The organism is Salinarimonas chemoclinalis, assembly GCF_041514305.1.
Classification (GTDB): domain Bacteria; phylum Pseudomonadota; class Alphaproteobacteria; order Rhizobiales; family Beijerinckiaceae; genus Salinarimonas; species Salinarimonas chemoclinalis.
Genome location: NZ_JBGMWH010000001.1, coordinates 250,433 through 266,757 on the forward strand (window position 1 = coordinate 250,433; position 16,325 = coordinate 266,757).

The 16,325-nt window shown below is 73.0% G+C and carries 13 protein-coding genes; 5 read left to right on the forward strand and 8 right to left on the reverse strand.

What is annotated here, in order from left to right:
* Nucleotides 1–56 precede the first annotated feature (56 nt).
* The 8 genes from AB9M23_RS01210 to xylF all read right to left on the reverse strand — a co-directional run bounded on the left by AB9M23_RS01210 (nucleotide 57) and on the right by xylF (nucleotide 10,134).
* Nucleotides 57–1,604: an aldehyde dehydrogenase family protein gene (locus AB9M23_RS01210; protein ID WP_372421817.1), complete on the reverse strand. Its 1,548-nt coding sequence runs from the start codon at nucleotides 1,602–1,604 to the stop codon at nucleotides 57–59.
* The gene (locus tag AB9M23_RS01215) at nucleotides 1,604–2,578 is read right to left on the reverse strand and encodes an NAD(P)-dependent oxidoreductase (RefSeq protein WP_372422598.1); all 975 of its coding nucleotides are present in this window, start codon (nucleotides 2,576–2,578) and stop codon (nucleotides 1,604–1,606) included. The genes AB9M23_RS01210 and AB9M23_RS01215 overlap by 1 nt, the downstream gene beginning before the upstream one ends.
* A complete protein-coding gene (locus AB9M23_RS01220; protein ID WP_372422600.1) occupies nucleotides 2,575–4,041 on the reverse strand; it encodes a cytochrome-c peroxidase in 1,467 nt (488 codons plus the stop codon). The genes AB9M23_RS01215 and AB9M23_RS01220 overlap by 4 nt, the downstream gene beginning before the upstream one ends.
* 78 nt (nucleotides 4,042–4,119) lie before the next feature.
* Nucleotides 4,120–5,421, reverse strand: a complete 1,302-nt coding sequence (gene xylA, locus AB9M23_RS01225) for a xylose isomerase (protein ID WP_372421818.1) — start codon at nucleotides 5,419–5,421, stop codon at nucleotides 4,120–4,122.
* A complete protein-coding gene (xylB, locus tag AB9M23_RS01230; protein ID WP_372421820.1) occupies nucleotides 5,421–6,857 on the reverse strand; it encodes a xylulokinase in 1,437 nt (478 codons plus the stop codon). Before xylB ends, xylA begins: the two co-directional genes overlap by 1 nt.
* A gap of 44 nt (nucleotides 6,858–6,901) precedes the next feature.
* Complete coding sequence (locus AB9M23_RS01235; RefSeq protein WP_372421822.1) at nucleotides 6,902–7,666, reverse strand: ATP-binding cassette domain-containing protein; 765 nt, start codon at nucleotides 7,664–7,666, stop codon at nucleotides 6,902–6,904.
* Nucleotides 7,663–8,964: a sugar ABC transporter permease gene (locus AB9M23_RS01240; RefSeq protein WP_372421824.1), complete on the reverse strand. Its 1,302-nt coding sequence runs from the start codon at nucleotides 8,962–8,964 to the stop codon at nucleotides 7,663–7,665. The genes AB9M23_RS01235 and AB9M23_RS01240 overlap by 4 nt, the downstream gene beginning before the upstream one ends.
* Before the next feature lie 123 nt (nucleotides 8,965–9,087).
* Nucleotides 9,088–10,134: a D-xylose ABC transporter substrate-binding protein gene (gene xylF / locus AB9M23_RS01245; protein WP_372421825.1), complete on the reverse strand. Its 1,047-nt coding sequence runs from the start codon at nucleotides 10,132–10,134 to the stop codon at nucleotides 9,088–9,090.
* A gap of 224 nt (nucleotides 10,135–10,358) precedes the next feature.
* On the opposite strand from xylF, the gene AB9M23_RS01250 reads away from it, so the two are divergent.
* The 5 genes from AB9M23_RS01250 to metF all read left to right on the forward strand — a co-directional run bounded on the left by AB9M23_RS01250 (nucleotide 10,359) and on the right by metF (nucleotide 16,269).
* Nucleotides 10,359–11,645, forward strand: coding sequence for an ROK family transcriptional regulator (locus AB9M23_RS01250; RefSeq protein ID WP_372421827.1), 1,287 nt, complete (start codon nucleotides 10,359–10,361; stop codon nucleotides 11,643–11,645).
* Nucleotides 11,646–11,830: 185 nt separating this feature from the next.
* Entirely contained in the window at nucleotides 11,831–13,399 is a 1,569-nt protein-coding gene (locus tag AB9M23_RS01255; RefSeq protein ID WP_372421829.1) for a CRTAC1 family protein, read from the forward strand.
* A 24-nt stretch (nucleotides 13,400–13,423) separates the two neighbouring features.
* Nucleotides 13,424–14,212, forward strand: coding sequence for an HAD family hydrolase (locus tag AB9M23_RS01260; protein WP_372421831.1), 789 nt, complete (start codon nucleotides 13,424–13,426; stop codon nucleotides 14,210–14,212).
* A 144-nt stretch (nucleotides 14,213–14,356) separates the two neighbouring features.
* Nucleotides 14,357–15,379, forward strand: a complete 1,023-nt coding sequence (locus tag AB9M23_RS01265; RefSeq protein ID WP_372421833.1) for an ArsR/SmtB family transcription factor — start codon at nucleotides 14,357–14,359, stop codon at nucleotides 15,377–15,379.
* Nucleotides 15,379–16,269 carry a methylenetetrahydrofolate reductase [NAD(P)H] gene (gene metF / locus AB9M23_RS01270; protein ID WP_372421834.1) on the forward strand — a complete coding sequence of 297 codons (891 nt, stop codon included), beginning with the start codon at nucleotides 15,379–15,381 and terminating at the stop codon, nucleotides 16,267–16,269. The genes AB9M23_RS01265 and metF overlap by 1 nt, the downstream gene beginning before the upstream one ends.
* Nucleotides 16,270–16,325 lie beyond the last annotated feature (56 nt).

A 16,325-nucleotide genomic window follows, 5' to 3' on the forward strand; every position in this document is an offset into this window, starting at 1 on the left:
TTCAGCGGTCGCCCGCCTTGGTCGATCGACATCTCATATTGCATTCAGGACGTATGTCAATCTTGTACCGGGTTGCCACCTGTGGTGCCCCGACGGTCGATCGTGCCGGGCGCATACCCGAACGCCAACACCGGGCTTTCCGCCGTCTCGATCCACAGGCTCTTCGCCTGGGTGTACTCCGCCATGACCTCGGCGCCCGACGAGCGGCCGAAGCCGGAGCCGCGCATGCCGCCGAACGGGGCCTGGACGGAGAGCGTGCGGTAGCCGTTCACCCACACCGAGCCCGCCCGCAGGCGGCGGGCCACCCGCAGGGCCTTGGCGCCGTCGCGGGACCAGACGGCGCCGGCGAGGTCGAACTCGGTCGCGTTGGCGAGCGCGACCGCCTCCTCCTCGCCCTCGAAGGGGATCACGGCGAGGACCGGGCCGAAGATCTCCTCGCGCGCGATGGGCATCTCCGGCGCGACGTCGGCGAAGATGGTCGGCGCGACGAAGTAGCCGGGGCCCTCGCCCAGCGCCGCCGGTCGCCCGCCGCCCAGCACGAGCCGCGCTCCGGCGTCCCGCGCGGCGGCGATGGCGGCACGCACGCTCGCGTATTGCCGTGCGTTCTGCAGCGGCCCGACCTCGGTCGCCGGATCGAGCGGATCGCCGACGCGCAGCTTCGCGGCACCCTCGACGAGCCAGCTCAGCACCCGCTCGTAGACGGGCCGCTCGACCAGGAGCCGCGAGCCGGCGGTGCAGCTCTGCCCGGCGGCGGCGAAGATCGCGCCCTGCGCGCAGGTGGCGGCGCCGGCGAGATCGGCGTCGGCGAAGACCACCATGGCCGACTTGCCGCCGAGCTCCAACAGGGAGGGCCGCCCCGCCGCGGCGGCGAGCGCAGCGACCTTGCGCCCGCTCGGCACCGAGCCCACGAACACAGCCTTGCCGCAGCGCGGATCGGAGACGAGCGCGGCGCCCGCCGTGTGCCCGAAGCCGGCGACGACGCCGACCGCGCCCGCCGGCACACCCGCCTCGATCAGGAGGCGGCCGAGCATGAGCGAGGTGACGGGCGTCCATTCCGACGGCTTGAGGATCGCCGCGTTGCCGGCGGCGAGCGCCGGGGCGAGCTGCCAGCCCGCCGTGAAGAGCGGGGCGTTCCAGGGCGTGATCTGCACGATCGTGCCGAGCGGCTCGGGCGTGACCAGGGTCAGGTGCCCCGAGGCGACGGGTACGACGCGGCCCTCGATCTTGTCGGCGAAGCCGGCGTAGTACCGGAACATCTCCGCCACCCGCCCGGCCTCCGCCCGCGCGTCGCGGATCGGCTTGCCGGCGACGAGCGCCTCGACGGTCGCCAGCGCCTCCGCGTCGCGCGCGACGAGGTCGGCGGCGCGCATCAGGATCTCGCCGCGCTTCGAGGCCGCGAGCGCCCGCCACGCCGCGCCGCCGCGCTCCGCGGCGGCGTGCGCGCGGGCCGCGATCGCGGCGCCGGCGTCGGCATAGGTCGCGAGCGGCTCCTCGGTGGCGGGACACACGAGCCCGATCGGCGCGCCTTCGCCGGGCACGATCGCGCCGTCGATCAGGCTGCCGATCGGCCCCGACCAGTGCTTCGCCAGGATGTCCGCGCGCATCACGCCTCTCCCCGTCCGAGATCGACCAGCCGGTTGAAGTCCGCCGCCGCGCCGAAGCGCGCCTCGCCGCGCGCCACCGTCGCCGCGGCCTCCCGCGAGAGCGGCCCGAGCGCGTCGACCGCCTCGCCGAGCGCGCGGGCGAGGCGCACGTCCTTCGCCATCAGCCCCATGGTGAAGCCGCTGTCGTAGGTGCCGGAGAGCACCCAGGTCGGCAGGTTCGTCTCGATGGCCGCCGAGCGTCCGGAGCCGGCCGCGAGCACGGCGGCGAGCGCCCGGGGGGCGATTCCCGCCGCCTCGCCGAGCGCCAGCGCCTCTCCTGCGAGCAGCAGATGCGCCGAGCAGAGCAGGTTGTTGACGAGCTTCGCCACGTTCCCCGCGCCGGGCCCGCCGCAGCGCACGACCTGCCGCGTCAGCGGCGCGAGCAGCGCCTCGGCGCGCGCGAGATCGGCGTCGCGGCCGCCGAGCATGGCCAGCAGCCGCCCCTCGGCCGCGCCCGTCGCGCCGCCCGAGACCGGCGCGTCCACGAAGGCGACGCCCCGCTCGGCCGCACGGGCCTGGATCGCGCGCGTCGAGAGCGGATCGGCGGTGGAGGTGTCGACCACGAGGAGCCCGGGCGCGGCCGCCGCGAGGACGCCCTCCATCACGGCCTCCACCGCCGGGCTGTCCGGGAGCGACAGGAGGAGCGCGTCGGCGCCCGCGACGACCTCCGCGAGATTCTCCGCAGGCGTTACGCCGACGGCACGGCGGGCCGGATCGCGGTCGAGCCCTGCCACCGCGTGCCCCGCGGCGGCGAGCCGCTCGGCCATCGGCCGCCCCATCGCCCCGAGCCCGATCGATCCGATCCGCATGCCGTCCTCCTGCCCGCCGCGCCGCGCCGGAGCGAGCGTAGCAGAGAGCGTGCCGCGGGCGGCGCGATCGCATGCACTGCCCGGATCGGGAGCGGTGCACGAGGGGAGAGGGGACGACCAGCCTATCGGTCCACCGGCAGCCCGCTCGGCACGCGCTCTGGGATGCCGAGCCGGCCGGCGATCGCGGCCTCGTCGGTGAGGCTCTCGAGGAAGGCGAGGAGGGCCTCGATCTCCTCTGCGGCGAGGGCTCGGCCCGGCCGGGAGGCGACCGCGGCGCCGATGGCGGCGGTCTCCGTCGGGTCCTCCAGCGCGGCGAAATCGGGCTTGGCCGGCTCGAAGGCGGGGAGGGTCGCGTCGGGGGCGTAGGCGGCGAGGCCGGCAGCGGGGTCCGCGTGGAAGCGCAGGAAGCCGGCGAGATCCGAATGCCCCCCGGCATGGCCCCACGGCCCCGTGCGCGCGACGTTGCGCAGCGAGGGGGTGCGGAAGGCGTAGGCGTCGGCGGGGTCGTTGGTCACGCGCATGCGGCCGACGTCGCGGGCATGGCTCTCGAAGCGCTCGGCCTTGCCGGGGCCGAGCTGCGGCGCGCCCATGGCGTGGAAGCCGTGGTCGGTCTGGAACGGGCCGGCATGGCAGGCGGCGCAACCGGCCTCGCCGTAGAACAGGTCCATGCCGGCCCGGGCCCGCGCGGGGAGGGGGGCCTCGCCGCGTAGCCAGGCGTCGAAGGGCGAGGCGTCGGAGCGCCATTCGAGTTCGACGAAGGCGCCGATGGCGTTCGAGATGTCGGTGAAGGCGACGGCGCGCCCCGCCGCGATCTCGGGATAGGTCGCCTCGAACATCCCCTGGTATTCCGGGATCGCCGCGACCCGCTCGGAGATCAGGTCCCAGGCCCCGCCCTCGCCGGTGATCAGGCCCTGGCGCACCGCGCGCGAGATCTCGTTCTCGGAATAATGCCCGGCCATCTCGTCCGGGGAGAGCACGGGGAACATGGTCTGCGCCGACAGCAGCGTGGCGAAGCCCGCGACCATCTCGTCCTCGAGCGGCGTGCGCAGGCCGGACGGGCGCGACGGGTCCTCCTCGATCCGCCCGTCGTGGAACATGACGGTGAACTCCCGGGCGCCGAGGTTGAACAGTGCGGGAGCATTGCGCGGGATGCGCTGCTCGGGCGGGTTCTCCGGATCGACGACGCGCTCGGGTCCGAGCCCGGTCCCGCCCTCGCCCATGCCGAGAGAGAGTCCGTCGGAGGTGGCGAACCTCGGGTGATGGCAGGTGCCGCAGGAGATGTTGCGGTTGCCCGACAGGATCGGGTCCCAGAACAGCAGCCGGCCGAGCTCGGCCTCCGCGCGGGAGACGGGGCGGTAATCGGCATCGGTCGGCGCGCGGGGGAGGTCGAGGGCCAGGGTAGGGGACGCGACGAGCAGGAGGGCGGCGAGCGGTGCGATGCTCCCTCCTTCCCTGTAGGGGAAGGTGGACCGGCGCGAAGCGACGGGACGGATGGGGCACGCCGCAGGCGTGTTCCGCGCAGCGGAAACCTCGGTGTCCGGTAACGCGCCGACGTTTCGGCTTCGCCGAACGCGCTGCGCGCGCCCCATCCGTCTCGGCTTCGCCGAGCCACCTTCCCCTACAGGGAAGGAGAGTCCGTCGCGGCCGTCATCCATCCCCGCCTCCCGTCACACGAACCGGTTCACCCAGTTTTCCAGCCGCTCCTGCCGGCCCGAGCGCGGCTGCGGATCGAGGCCATCGGCTTCCACCCGTGCGGCGATCGCGGCGAGGTCGGAGGACAGCATCGCCTTCGCTTCCGGCCGGTCCCAGCCCGCGTAGCGCTCGGCGCGCATGCGCTCGAGCCCGCCGTCCTCGAGCATGGCGGCGGCGGCGATCAGGCCGCGGGCGCACACGTCCATGCCGCCGACATGGGCGGCGACGAGGTCGACTGGGTCGAGCGACTGGCGGCGCAGCTTGGCGTCGAAGTTCGTGCCGCCCGTGGTGAAGCCACCGGCGCGCAGGATCTCGTAATAGGCGAGCGCCACCTCGGGCGCGCTGTTCGGGAACTGGTCCGTGTCCCAGCCCGACTGGTAGTCGTTACGGTTCATGTCGATCGAGCCGAAGATGCCCAGGCTCGCGGCGAGCGCGATCTCGTGCTCGAAGGAATGGCCGGCGAGGATGGCGTGGCCCTGCTCGATGTTGACCTTGACCTCGCCCTCGAGCCCGAAGCGCTTCAGGAAGCCGTACACCGTGGCGACGTCGTAGTCGTACTGGTGCTTCGTCGGCTCCTGGGGCTTGGGCTCGATCAGGATCGTGCCAGAGAAGCCGATCCTGTGCTTGTAGTCGACGACCATCGACAGGAACCGCCCCGCCTGCTCGCTCTCACGGCCGAGATCGGTGTTGAGCAGCGTCTCGTAGCCCTCGCGACCGCCCCAGAGCACGTAGTTCCGCCCGCCGAGCCGGTGGGTGGCGTCCATGCAGGACTTCACTGTCGCCGCCGCGTAGGCGAAGACGTCGGGATCGGGGTTCGTCGCCGCGCCCGCCATGAAGCGGCGGTGCGAGAACAGGTTCGCCGTGCCCCAGAGCAGCTTCGTCTTCGACGTCTCCATCTTGGCTGCGAAGTAGTCGACGATCTCCTCGAGATTGCGCCGGCTTTCGGCGAAGGTGGCGCCCTCGGGGCGCACGTCCGCGTCGTGGAAGCAGAAGAAGGGGACGTCGAGGATCTCGAACAGGCGGAAGGCGACGTCGGCCTTCGTCTTCGCCGCCTGCATACCGTCCCCGAACCACGGCCGCTCGAAGGTCTGGCCACCGAACGGGTCGCCGCCCGGCCAGGCGAAGGAGTGCCAGTAGGCGACCGCGAAGCGCAGGTGGTCCTCGAGCCGCTTGCCCATGACGACCCGGTCCGGGTCGTACCAGCGGAAGGCGAGCTCCGCGTCGCTGTCGGGCCCGGCGTAGCGGACCTTGTCGATTCCGGCGAAGAAGTCGGTCATCAGAAGCTCCCGATGGCTCGCGCGGCGGCGCCGTAGCGCGCGTGCGCGTCGTCGTAGGCGGCGCCGAGATCGGCGTCCGGAGTGATTCGTCGGGCGATCGGCGGAGGGCCGGCGATCTCCGGCCCTGCTCCGGTCGCCGCCATGAGCGCGAGGCGGGCGGCGCCGAAGGCCGCGCCGAAATCGCCGGCGGCGGGGACGTCGACCGGCACGTCGAGGGCGGTGGCGATCGTCGCGAGCCAGGTCTCGGAGCGGCTGCCGCCGCCGAGCGCGATCAGCCGGTCGATGCGGGTGCCGGTCGCCGCGAGGGCGTCGCGGCAGTCCCTGAGCGCGAAGGCGACGCCGTCGAGGACGGCGCGGGTGCCGGCCTCGCGATCGGTCTCGTGCTCGAGGCCGAGGAAGGCGCCGCGGATGCCGGCGTCGTTGAGCGGCGTGCGCTCCCCGCCGAGATACGGCAGGAACAGGGTTCGCCCGGGCCTCTTCGGCGCGCCGAGGCCCCCGGTGAGCGTCGCCGCGTCCGCGCCGACGAGGCGGGCGTACCACTCGAGAGCGTCGGTGGCCGCGAGGACGACGCCCATCTGGTGCCAGGCATTCGGCAGCGCGTGGCAGAACGTGTGCACGGCGGTCTCGGGAGCCGGCGCATAGCCCTCCGCGGCCGCGAAGAGCACGCCCGAGGTGCCCAGCGAGACGAAGGCCTCGCCGGCCTTCACCACCCCCGCGCCGACGCCGGACGCCGCATTGTCGCCGCCGCCGCCGGCGACGACGACGCCCTCCGCGAGGCCCCAGCGGGCGGCGAGCGCGGGGCGCAGCCGCCCCGAGACCTCCGAGCCCTCGACGAGGCGGGGCATGTGCGCGCGCGACAGGCCCGTCGCCGCGAGGAGATCGTCCGACCAGTCGCGCGCGCCGGTGTCGAGCCAGCTCGTGCCGGCGGCGTCCGACATCTCGGCGACGTGCTCGCCGGTGAGCCAGAGGCGCAGGTAGTCCTTGGGCAGGAGCACCTTGGCCACCTTCTCGAACACGCCGGGCTCCCGCCGCGCCACCCAGGCGAGCTTGGGCGCGGTGAAGCCGGGAAAGACGATGTTGCCGGTCGTCGCGCGAAAGCGCGGGTCGGCGTCGAGCGCGGCGGCCTCGGCATGCGAACGCCCGTCGTTCCACAGGATGCAGGGGCGAAGCACCTCGTCGGCGGCGTCGAGCAGCGTCGCGCCGTGCATCTGGCCGGAGAGGCCGATGCCGCGCACGTCGGACAGCCCGTGCCGCGCGAGCGCGTCCATGACGCTCTCGGCGGCGGCGAGCCAATCCGTCGGGTTCTGTTCGGACCAGCCCTCCCGCGGGCGCGACACCGCGAGCGGCGCCGTCGCCTCGGCGAGGACGGCCTGGTCCTCGCCGACGAGGACGCCCTTGAGCCCGGACGTGCCGAGATCGAGCCCGATGACCTGCATGTTGCGCCGCCTCTTCGTGCCGCAGGGGTCCGCCGCGCCGCCGCTCAGGCGGCGAGATGCTCGGGGCGCTTGCCCGCGATGATCATGCCGAGCAGGTCGTCCTCGGTGACGTCCGCGACGTTCACGATGCCGACGAGCGCGCCGTTCTTCATCACGGCGGCGCGGTCGCAGAGCTCCTTGACCTGATGGATGTCGTGATCGATCAGGAAGATGCCGAGCCCCTGGCGCTTGAGCTCGTCGATGAGTTCGGCGACCATGCGTGTCTCCTGCGGCCCGAGCGCCGCGGTCGGCTCGTCCATGATCAGGATCCTGGCGTTGAAGTAGACCGCCCGCGCGATCGCGACCGACTGCCGCTGCCCGCCCGAGAGCGCCGAGACGGGGGCGGAGAACTTGCGGAAGTTCGGGTTGAGCCGGCCCATGATCTTGCGCGTCTCGGACTCCATCTGCGCCTCGTCGATCATGCCGATCGCGTTCGTGAGCTCGCGTCCCAGGAAGAGGTTGGCGGAGGCGTCGAGGTTGTCGGCGAGCGCGAGCGTCTGGTAGATCGTCTCGATGTTGTGCCGGCGCGCGTCGCGGGGATTGTTGATCTCGACCGTCTCGCCGTTGATCCGGATCTCACCGGAATCCATCCGGTAGGCGCCCGAGAGGCACTTGATCAGCGTGGACTTGCCCGCGCCGTTGTGGCCGAGCAGTCCGACGACCTCGCCGGGATAGAGGTCGACGGTGACGTGGTCGACAGCCTGGATGCCGCCGAAGGCGAGCGAGATGTCGCGCATCTCGACGAGGGGTGTCCCGCGATCGGCGCTCATCCCTTCCCTCCCGTGCGCTTGCGATAGAGGATGTCGACGAGCACGGCGACGACGAGCACCATGCCCACGACGATGTTCTGGAAGGGCGCGTCGACTCCCACCATCGCCATCCCCGATTGGAGCGACTGCATGATCAGGGCCCCGAGGATCGCGCCGTAGATCGTGCCGACGCCGCCCGAGAGCGCCGTCCCGCCGATGACGGCGGCGGCGATGACGCGCAGCTCGTCGAGCGTGCCGATGTCGTTGGTGTGGTTCGTCAGGCGCGCGGAAGCGACGACCGCCGAGAGCGCGCACAGGAAGCCCATCAGCGCGAACACCTTGACGGTGAGCATCCGTGTGTTGATGCCCGACAGCTCCGCGGCGTCCGGGTTGCCGCCGGTGGCGAAGACGTAACGGCCGAAGCGCGTCTTGCGGGAGACGACGGTCATGACGACCGCCAGCACGATGAGCATCAGTACCGATATCGGGATGCCGTATCCCTGCGAGAAGCCCTCCGGCATCACCTCGCCGCGGGCCGCGAACATGCGCTCCAGCCGCCCCGAGGGGATCTGGTAGGCGACGAGGAGCGCGACGAAGCCGAAGATCGTCACCGCGATCAGCAGGCCGATGGCGCCCTCGGCCCAGAGCGGCTTCACCGGCATCTCGTGGGCGACCTTGTCTCGCCTCGTGGCGACCAGCGCCCACAGCGCCGCCACGGTGGCGACGAGGGCGAAGGCCCAGGACAGCGTCTCGCCCAGCGTGCCGTTGATGCCGCCGAAGAGCAGGTAGGTCTCGTTCAAGGGCCCGATCGTCTGGCCGCTCGTGAGGTACCAGGCGACGTTGCGCCACACGAGCAGCCCGCCGAGCGTGACGATGAAGGCGGGGATCACGAGGTAGCCGACGAGCCAGCCCTGGAAGGCGCCGATCGCGGTGCCGGTCATCAGGCCGACGACAACCGCCAGCGCCGCGACCATCGGGCTGTCGAGCCCGACGCCCAGCAGGCCCGGCAGGATCGCCGTCTGCGCCACCGCCATCACCGCCGAGCAGGTGGCGAGCAGCGAGCCGACCGAGAGGTCGATGTGGCGCGTGACGATGATGAAGACCATGCCGGTCGCCATGATGGCGACCGAGACGGTCTGGATCGTCAGGTTGAAGATATTGCGCGGGGTGAGGAAGCGCCCGTCGGTGACGAAATTGAAGGCGAGGCACAGGACCAGGAAGGCGCCGATCATGCCGAGAAGGCGCGTGTCGATCTCCAGGGCGGCGAAGACGCTCTTCTTCTTGGGTGTCGCGGGGGCCTGGGCGGTGGCTGCGGTCATCGGCGCGTCCTTCGCGGAGGGGCGACTATGTCGTCGACGGTCGCGCCCGCGCGGCCCGGGCCGAAGGCGCCCCGCCGGAGCGGGGCGCCTCGCGGGAGGCGGCGCGGTGCGTGTCGTCGCGGATCAGTTGCAGGGCGAGGGACCGTCGTCGACGCCCTGGCAGAGCGCGTCGCGGGTGATCCAGCCGGCATCGACGACGACGTCGAGGTTCTCCTGGGTGATCGGCATGGGCTCGAGGAACTTCGCCCACAGCGTCGTGCCGCTCGGCGAGGTCCACTCCTCGGCGCCCTCGACCGCCGACATCTCGGCGCCGCGCGCCATGGCGACCGCGATCTCGCCGGCCTCGCGGCCCAGATCGCGTGCGTCCTTCCACACCGACACGGTCTGCGTTCCACGGGCGATCCGGTTGAGGGCGGCGTGATCGCCGTCCTGGCCCGACACGGGGACCGTGCCGTCGAGGCCCTGGGCCGTCAGCGCCGCGACCGCGCCGCCGGCGGTGCCGTCGTTAGAGGCCACGACCGCGTCGACCTCGTTGTTCTGCGCGGTGAGGATCTGCTCCATGTTGCGCTGGGCGTTGGCCGGGAGCCAGCCGTCGGTGTAGGCCTCGCCGACGATCGTGATGCGCCCGGCGTCGATCGCCTCCTGGAGCACCTCCTGCTGGCCACCGCGCAGGAAGTCCGCGTTCGGGTCGGTGGGCGAGCCCTTGATCATGACGTAATTGCCCTCGGGCTGGGCCGCCAGCACCGCGCGGGCCTGCATGCGCCCGACCTCGACGTTGTCGAAGGTCAGGTAGAAGGCGCGCGGGTCCTCGATCAGGCGGTCGTAGCCGACGACCGGAATGCCCTCGTCGGCGGCGGCCTGCACGGCCGGGCCGATCGCCTGCGAATCCTGCGCCAGAATGATGAGCGCGTCGACGCCCTGGGCGATCAGGCTCTCGATGTCGGAGAGCTGCTTGGCCGAGGACGATTGGGCATCGGCCGAGACGTACTGCGCGCCGGCGGCCTCGAGCGCGGCGCGGATGGCCGCCTCGTCGGTCTTCCAGCGCTCCTCCTGGAAGTTCGACCAGCTCACGCCGACGGTAATCTGGTCCTGGGCGTGAGCGGCCCCGGCGAAGCCGACCGCGGCGACCGCGGCCATGAGCACGAATTTCGTGGGTGCGAACTTGCGCATCGCGTTTCCTCCCGTAGCGCGCGACCCTTGCCGGGCCGCGTCCGGCCTTGCGCCGTGCCGCGCAGACTGTCGCGGATAATTTCAGTTGTCAAAATAAAAATGGCGCTCCATCGTGTTCGTCCTTCGACGAATGCGGTCGGTTTTTCCCGCACTGCACAAAAATCGATACAATCGCCCAAGACGTGGCGTCCCGAGGTGTGACTTTAGTTCAGGAGTGGTAATTAATGCGGGCCGATGCCGTCGCCGTTCGCAGCGAAGAGGAGCGCCAGGGCGTCGGCCCGCTGCTGCGCCCCCTCGCCGAGGGCCAGCGGCCGCTGCGCCAGCAGGTGTTCGAGCGCATCCGCTCCGCCGGCACGCTCGCGCGGGTGCAGATCGCCAAGGATCTCGGGGTGAGCCCCGCCAGCGTCACAGCGGTCACGTCCGAGCTGATGGAGGCGGGACTGATCGAGGAGGTCGCCGTCTCCCGCGACGGCGACGCGGCGGGTCGCGGGCGCCCGCCGGTGGCGCTCGGCGTGCGGCCGCACGCGCGTCACGTCGCCGGCATCAAGATCTCCGACCGCGAGCACACGGCGGTCGTCGTCGACCTCGCCGGCCGCCTCGTCGCCTCCGCGAGCGTGACCGAGCGGCTCGGCGGCCGCAGCCTGCCGGACCTGCTGGAGGCGGCGGACGCGCTCCTCGTGCGCGTCTGCGCCGCGGCGGGCGTCGCGCGTGGGGATCTGAGCGCGGTCGGACTCGGCGTGCCCGGTTTCGTCGACGCCGCCGCGGGCGTGGTGCACTGGTCGCCGGTGCTGCGCGAGCGCGACGTGCCGCTCGCCGTCGCCGTCGCGGAACGGCTCGGCCTGCCGGTCCACGTCGACAACGACGCGAACCTCGTGGCGCTCGCCGAGCTGTGGTTCGGTGCCGGGCGGGCCCTGTCGGACTTCGCGGTGGTGACGATCGAGCACGGGGTGGGCATGGGCCTCGTCGTCAACCACCGGCTCTACCGGGGCGCCCGGGGGCTCGGGACCGAGCTCGGCCACACCAAGGTCCACCTCGACGGCGCGCTCTGCCGCTGCGGCCAGCGCGGCTGCCTCGAGGCCTACGTCGCCGACTACGCGCTCGCCCGCGAGGCGACGACCGCGCTCGACTGGAGCTGGGCCGACGGGCGGCCGATGGGCGTCGTGCTCGAGTCGCTGTTCGACCACGCCAAGGCGGGCAACGGCGCGGCGCGCTCGATCTTCCGCCGGGCCGGGCGCTATCTCGCCATCGGCCTCGCCAACGTCGTCAACCTGTTCGACCCCGACCTGATCATCCTCTCGGGAGAGCGCATGCGCTACGACTACCTCTACGCCGCGGACACGCTGGCCGAGCTCTCCAGCCTCGTCCTCCCCGCGAGCCGCCCGCTGCCGCCGATCGAGGTCCACGCCTGGGGCGATCTGCTCTGGGCTCACGGCGCGGCGGCGCTCGCGCTGTCGGCGGTCACGGAGGGGATGCTCGGCACGGGCGTCACGCGGGAGGGCGCGCCGGCATGACGAACGCGACGTTGCTCGCTCCTCCCCCATCGGCGGCGGTGGATCGGAGGCGCAGCCGACGAGACGGAGGGGGTGCGCCGGCAGGCGCGTCGGCGCAGCCGAAATCTCCGCCGACGTCGCGCCGGGGGACCCCGCCCCTGATCCGCTGCGCGGATCGTCCCCGCCCCGAGGGGGCGGGAGCTCGTGTGCTCGCCGTCCTCCTCCTCGCGCTCCTCGCCGTACCGGCGGCGGCTGCCGAGCCGCGCTTCGTCGATCGTGCGGGCGATCTCCCCGCGCCGCACGTCTACGACGGCGGATGGGAGCACTTCGTCGGCGGCGGGGTGGCGGTGCTCGACTGCAACGGCGACGGGAAGCCCGACCTCTACGTCGCCGGCGGCACGAACCCGGCGCGGCTCCTCGTCAACGTCACCGACGGCCCGGGCGCGCCGATCCGCTTCGTCGAGGGCGCCTCCGCGCCGACTCCGACCGGCGTCACGGGCGCCTACCCCCTCGATGTCGACGGGGATGGCCTCGTCGACCTCGCGGTGCTGCGGGTCGGGCCGAACCTGCTCCTGAAGGGGGGGCCGGATTGCGGCTTCGAGGACGCGACCGTGGCGTGGGGCTTCGAGGCGGGGGATCACTGGTCGACCGCCTTCTCCGCCACCTGGGAGCCGCGTCGGGCGCGCCCGACGCTGGCGATCGGCAACTACGTCGACCGCGCCGACCCCGACGGCCCGTTCGAGGCCTGCGACGCCAACGAGCTGCACCGGCCCGAGGGCGCGGCGTACACCACGCCGATCCCGCTCGAGCCCGGCTTCTGCGCGCTCTCCATGTTGTTCTCGGACTGGCGCCGCACCGGCACGCCCGAGCTGCGCGTCTCGAACGACCGGCACTACTACGTCCGCGGCGGCTGGGAGCAGATGTGGCGGCTCGATCCGCTGGAGGAGCGCGTCGCCGCAGACGGCTGGCCGCGGATCTCGCTGTGGGGCATGGGCATCGCCAGCCGCGACGTCACCGGCGACGGGCTGCCGGAGGTGATGCTCACCTCGATGGGCGACCAGCTGATGAAGCTCAACCGCGGCGACGGGTGGGAGAACGCCCCCTATTCCATCGGCACCTACGCCCAGCGGCCCTTCCTCGGCGACGACGGGCGCCCCTCCACCGGCTGGCACGCCGAGTTCGGCGACGTCGACAACGACGGGCGCGCGGACCTCTTCATCGCCAAGGGCAACGTCGACCAGATGCCGTCGAACGCCATGAAGGACCCCAACAACCTGCTCATGCAGACGCCCGACGGCACCTTCGTCGAGCGCGCCGGGGAGGCGGGCGTCGCCACCACCGATCGCGCGCGGGGCGCGGCGCTCGTCGACCTCGACGGCGACGGGCGCCTCGACCTCGTCGTCGTCAACCGGAGGGCGCCGCTGGAGATCTGGCAGAACACGACGGAGGGCACCGGCGCGTGGATCGCCGTGACGCCGCGCCAGGAGGGGCCGAACGGCTTCGCCGTCGGCGCGTTCGTCGAGGTGCGTGCGGGCGCCGCCGATACGGTCCAGGTGCAGGAGGTCACCGTCGGCGGCGGGCACGTCGGTGGGCGCGCCGGGCCGCTGCATTTCGGGCTCGGCGACGCGCAGGGCGCGGAAATCCGCGTCGTCTGGCCCGACGGCGCGGTCTCGCCCTGGACGCCGGCGCCGCTCGGCGCGCGGCTCGAGGCGCGCCGGACGGGCGAGGGGCTCGATGTGGGGCTCGGCGCGGGAGAGGCACTCGCGATCCGCTGAGCGGCGGGGGAGAGCGGCAGGACGATGACGACGACAGGCAGCGCCCACGCGTCGATCCACGCGGCGATCCTCGACATGGACGGCGTCGTCACCGACACCGCGCGGGCGCATTTCGACGCCTGGGCGGAGACCTTCGACGCCGTGCTGGCGCGCCACGCCGCCGGCGCGGCGGCGCGTCCCTTCGCCATGAGCGACTACCGTGCCCACGTGGACGGAGTGCCGCGCCTCGCCGGCGTGCGGGGCTTCCTCGCCGCGCGGGGCGTCGCCCTGCCCGAAGGCGAGGCGGGGGAGGCGGGGCTCGACAGCGTCCAGGGCATCGCCGCCGCCAAGAACGCGCGCTTTCGCGCCTGGCTCGCGGCGACGCCCGTCCCCGCCTACGGGGATACGATCGACCTGATCCGGATGCTGAAGGCCCGCGGGATCGCGGTCGGCATCTTCTCGGCGAGCCGCAACGCGCCGGCGGTGCTCGCGAGCGCGGGCGTGCGCGACCTCTTCGACGTCGCGATCGACGGCACCGCCGCCCACGAGGCCGGCCTTCCGGGCAAGCCCGCGCCCGACGTCCTCGTCGAGACCGCGCGGCGGCTCGGCGTCGGGCCCGAGCACGCGATGGTCGTGGAGGACGCGGTCTCCGGGGTCACCGCCGCCCGCGCCGGCGGGTTCGCGCTCGTGGTCGGCGTCGATCGCGAGGACGAGGCGTCCGGCCACGGCGCCGCGCTGCGGGAGGCGGGGGCGGACGTCGTGACGCGCGACCTGCGTACGCTGCTCCGCGCCCCGGCCGGCTTCGGCGCGGAGGAGCCGGCGCCGCGCGGGTGAGACTTCGCGGGCGACCCGCGCAGCGGACTCTCCGCTTGCCCGCCCTGGAAATCTGACATAAAGATATCTTTATATCTACCTTTCCGCCGAGAAGGGTGCTATGGTGCGGGCACCGATGATGGTCCGCCCGCCGGGGAGACGCCGATGCCGAGCGCCGAGATCGAGACGATGCTGACCCTGCCCGCCGCGCTGGCGGCGCTGCGCGCCGCGGGCGAGGAGACGCGGCTGCGCATCCTCTCGCTCGTGGCGCAGGGCGAGCTCTCGGTCACGGACCTCACGGACATCCTCGGCCAGTCGCAGCCGCGGATCTCGCGCCATCTCAAGCTCCTCGTCGAGGCGGGCCTCGTCGAGCGCCACCGCGAGGGGGCGTGGGCCTTCTTCCGCCTCGCGGAGCGGGATCCGGCGGCGGCGCTTCTGCGCCCGCTGCTCGACGCGCTCGACGCCGACGACGCCACCGCCGCCGGCGACCGCGAGCGGCTCGCCGCCGTGCGCGCCGCCCGGGCCGAGGCGGCGCAGGCCTATTTCGCGCGACTCGCGCCGGACTGGGACCGGCTGCGCTCCCTGCACGCCCCCGCCGACGAGGTCGAGGCCGCGATCGTGGCGGCGCTCGGCGACGCGCCGATCCGCGCGCTCGTCGATCTCGGCACCGGCACCGGGCGCATGCTCGGCCTGCTCGCCCCGCGTGCCGGCCGCGCGGTGGGGCTCGACGCCTCCCACGCCATGCTGTCCGTCGCGCGCGCGAACCTGGAGAAGGCCGGCGTGCGCGGCGTCGAGTTGCGCCAGGGCGACATCCACGCCCCGCCGGTGGAGGCGAACGCCTTCGACCTCGTGATCATCCACCAGGTCCTGCATTATCTGGACGACCCGGCGCGCGCCCTGCGCGAGGCCGCGCGCCTCGTCGCGCCGGGCGGGCGGCTCCTGGTCGTCGATTTCGCGCCGCACGATCTCGAATTCCTGCGCGCGGACCACGCCCACCGCCGCCTCGGCTTTTCGCGCGAGCAGGTCGCGCATTGGCTCGCCGAGGCCGGCCTCGACTGCCCGCTCCATCGCGATCTCGCCCCGCCGCGCGCGGGGGGGGACGCGCTCACCGTGTCGCTGTGGGTCGGCCGCGATCGCCGCCGGATCACCGACATGCCGTTCCGCACGCACGACAGAGAGGTCGCCTGATGTCGCCCGCGAACGCCCGCCCCGCCATCGACGTCTCCTTCGAGTTCTTCCCGCCGAAGACCGAGGCGATGGACGAGACGCTCTGGGCCTCGATCGAGCGGCTCGCGCCGCTCGCGCCCCGCTTCGTCTCGGTGACCTACGGCGCCGGCGGCTCGACCCGCGAGCGCACCCACGCGACGGTGGCGCGCATCGTGCGCGATACGAAGCTCGAGCCCGCCGCCCACCTCACCTGCGTCGCCGCGACGCGCGAGGAGGTGGACGAGGTCGTGCGCGGCTATTGGGAGGCGGGCGTGCGCCACATCGTGGCGCTGCGCGGCGACCCCGTCGGCGGGCCCGGCACGGCCTACGAGGCGCATCCGGGCGGCTACGCCCAGGCCTGCGACCTCGTCGCCGGCATCCGCAAGGTGGGCGACTTCGAGGTGTCCGTCTCGGCCTATCCCGAGAAGCACCCCGAGGCCTCGACCTTCGACGCGGACATCGACGCGCTGGAGAAGAAGGTCGACGCGGGCGCCACCCGGGCGATCACGCAGTTCTTCTTCGACAACGCCATCTACTATCGCTACCTGGAGCGCGTCCGCGCGCGGGGGATCCGCATCCCGATCGTGCCGGGCATCGTGCCGGTGCAGAACTTCAAGCAGACGGCGAGCTTCGCCAAGCGCACGGGCGCGTCCGTCCCGGACTGGCTGGCCGCGCGCTTCGAGGGGCTCGACGACGACGTCGAGACCCGCAAGCTCGTCGCCGCCGCGGTCGCCTGCGAGCAGGTCACGGACCTGCGCGCCAACGGGGTGAGCGAGTTCCACATCTACACGATGAACCGCGCCGAACTCGCCTATGCCATCTGCCACATGCTGGGCCTGCGCCCGGCCGAGACCACCGCCGCCGCGGCCTGACGCGGCGCGCCGACCGCCCGCCCCGAGACGCCCGAAACTCCGCGACCGACCCGAGA

Coding starts and splice junctions, on each gene's coding strand:
- AB9M23_RS01210 (WP_372421817.1), bottom strand. CDS start 1,604: ATGCGCGCGGACATCCTGGCGAAGCACTGGTCGGGGCCGATCGGCAGC.
- AB9M23_RS01220 (WP_372422600.1), bottom strand. CDS start 4,041: ATGGGGCGCGCGCAGCGCGTTCGGCGAAGCCGAAACGTCGGCGCGTTA.
- xylA (WP_372421818.1), bottom strand. CDS start 5,421: ATGACCGACTTCTTCGCCGGAATCGACAAGGTCCGCTACGCCGGGCCC.
- xylB (WP_372421820.1), bottom strand. CDS start 6,857: ATGCAGGTCATCGGGCTCGATCTCGGCACGTCCGGGCTCAAGGGCGTC.
- AB9M23_RS01235 (WP_372421822.1), bottom strand. CDS start 7,666: ATGAGCGCCGATCGCGGGACACCCCTCGTCGAGATGCGCGACATCTCG.
- AB9M23_RS01240 (WP_372421824.1), bottom strand. CDS start 8,964: ATGACCGCAGCCACCGCCCAGGCCCCCGCGACACCCAAGAAGAAGAGC.
- xylF (WP_372421825.1), bottom strand. CDS start 10,134: ATGCGCAAGTTCGCACCCACGAAATTCGTGCTCATGGCCGCGGTCGCC.
- AB9M23_RS01250 (WP_372421827.1), top strand. CDS start 10,359: ATGCGGGCCGATGCCGTCGCCGTTCGCAGCGAAGAGGAGCGCCAGGGC.
- AB9M23_RS01260 (WP_372421831.1), top strand. CDS start 13,424: ATGACGACGACAGGCAGCGCCCACGCGTCGATCCACGCGGCGATCCTC.
- AB9M23_RS01265 (WP_372421833.1), top strand. CDS start 14,357: ATGCCGAGCGCCGAGATCGAGACGATGCTGACCCTGCCCGCCGCGCTG.
- metF (WP_372421834.1), top strand. CDS start 15,379: ATGTCGCCCGCGAACGCCCGCCCCGCCATCGACGTCTCCTTCGAGTTC.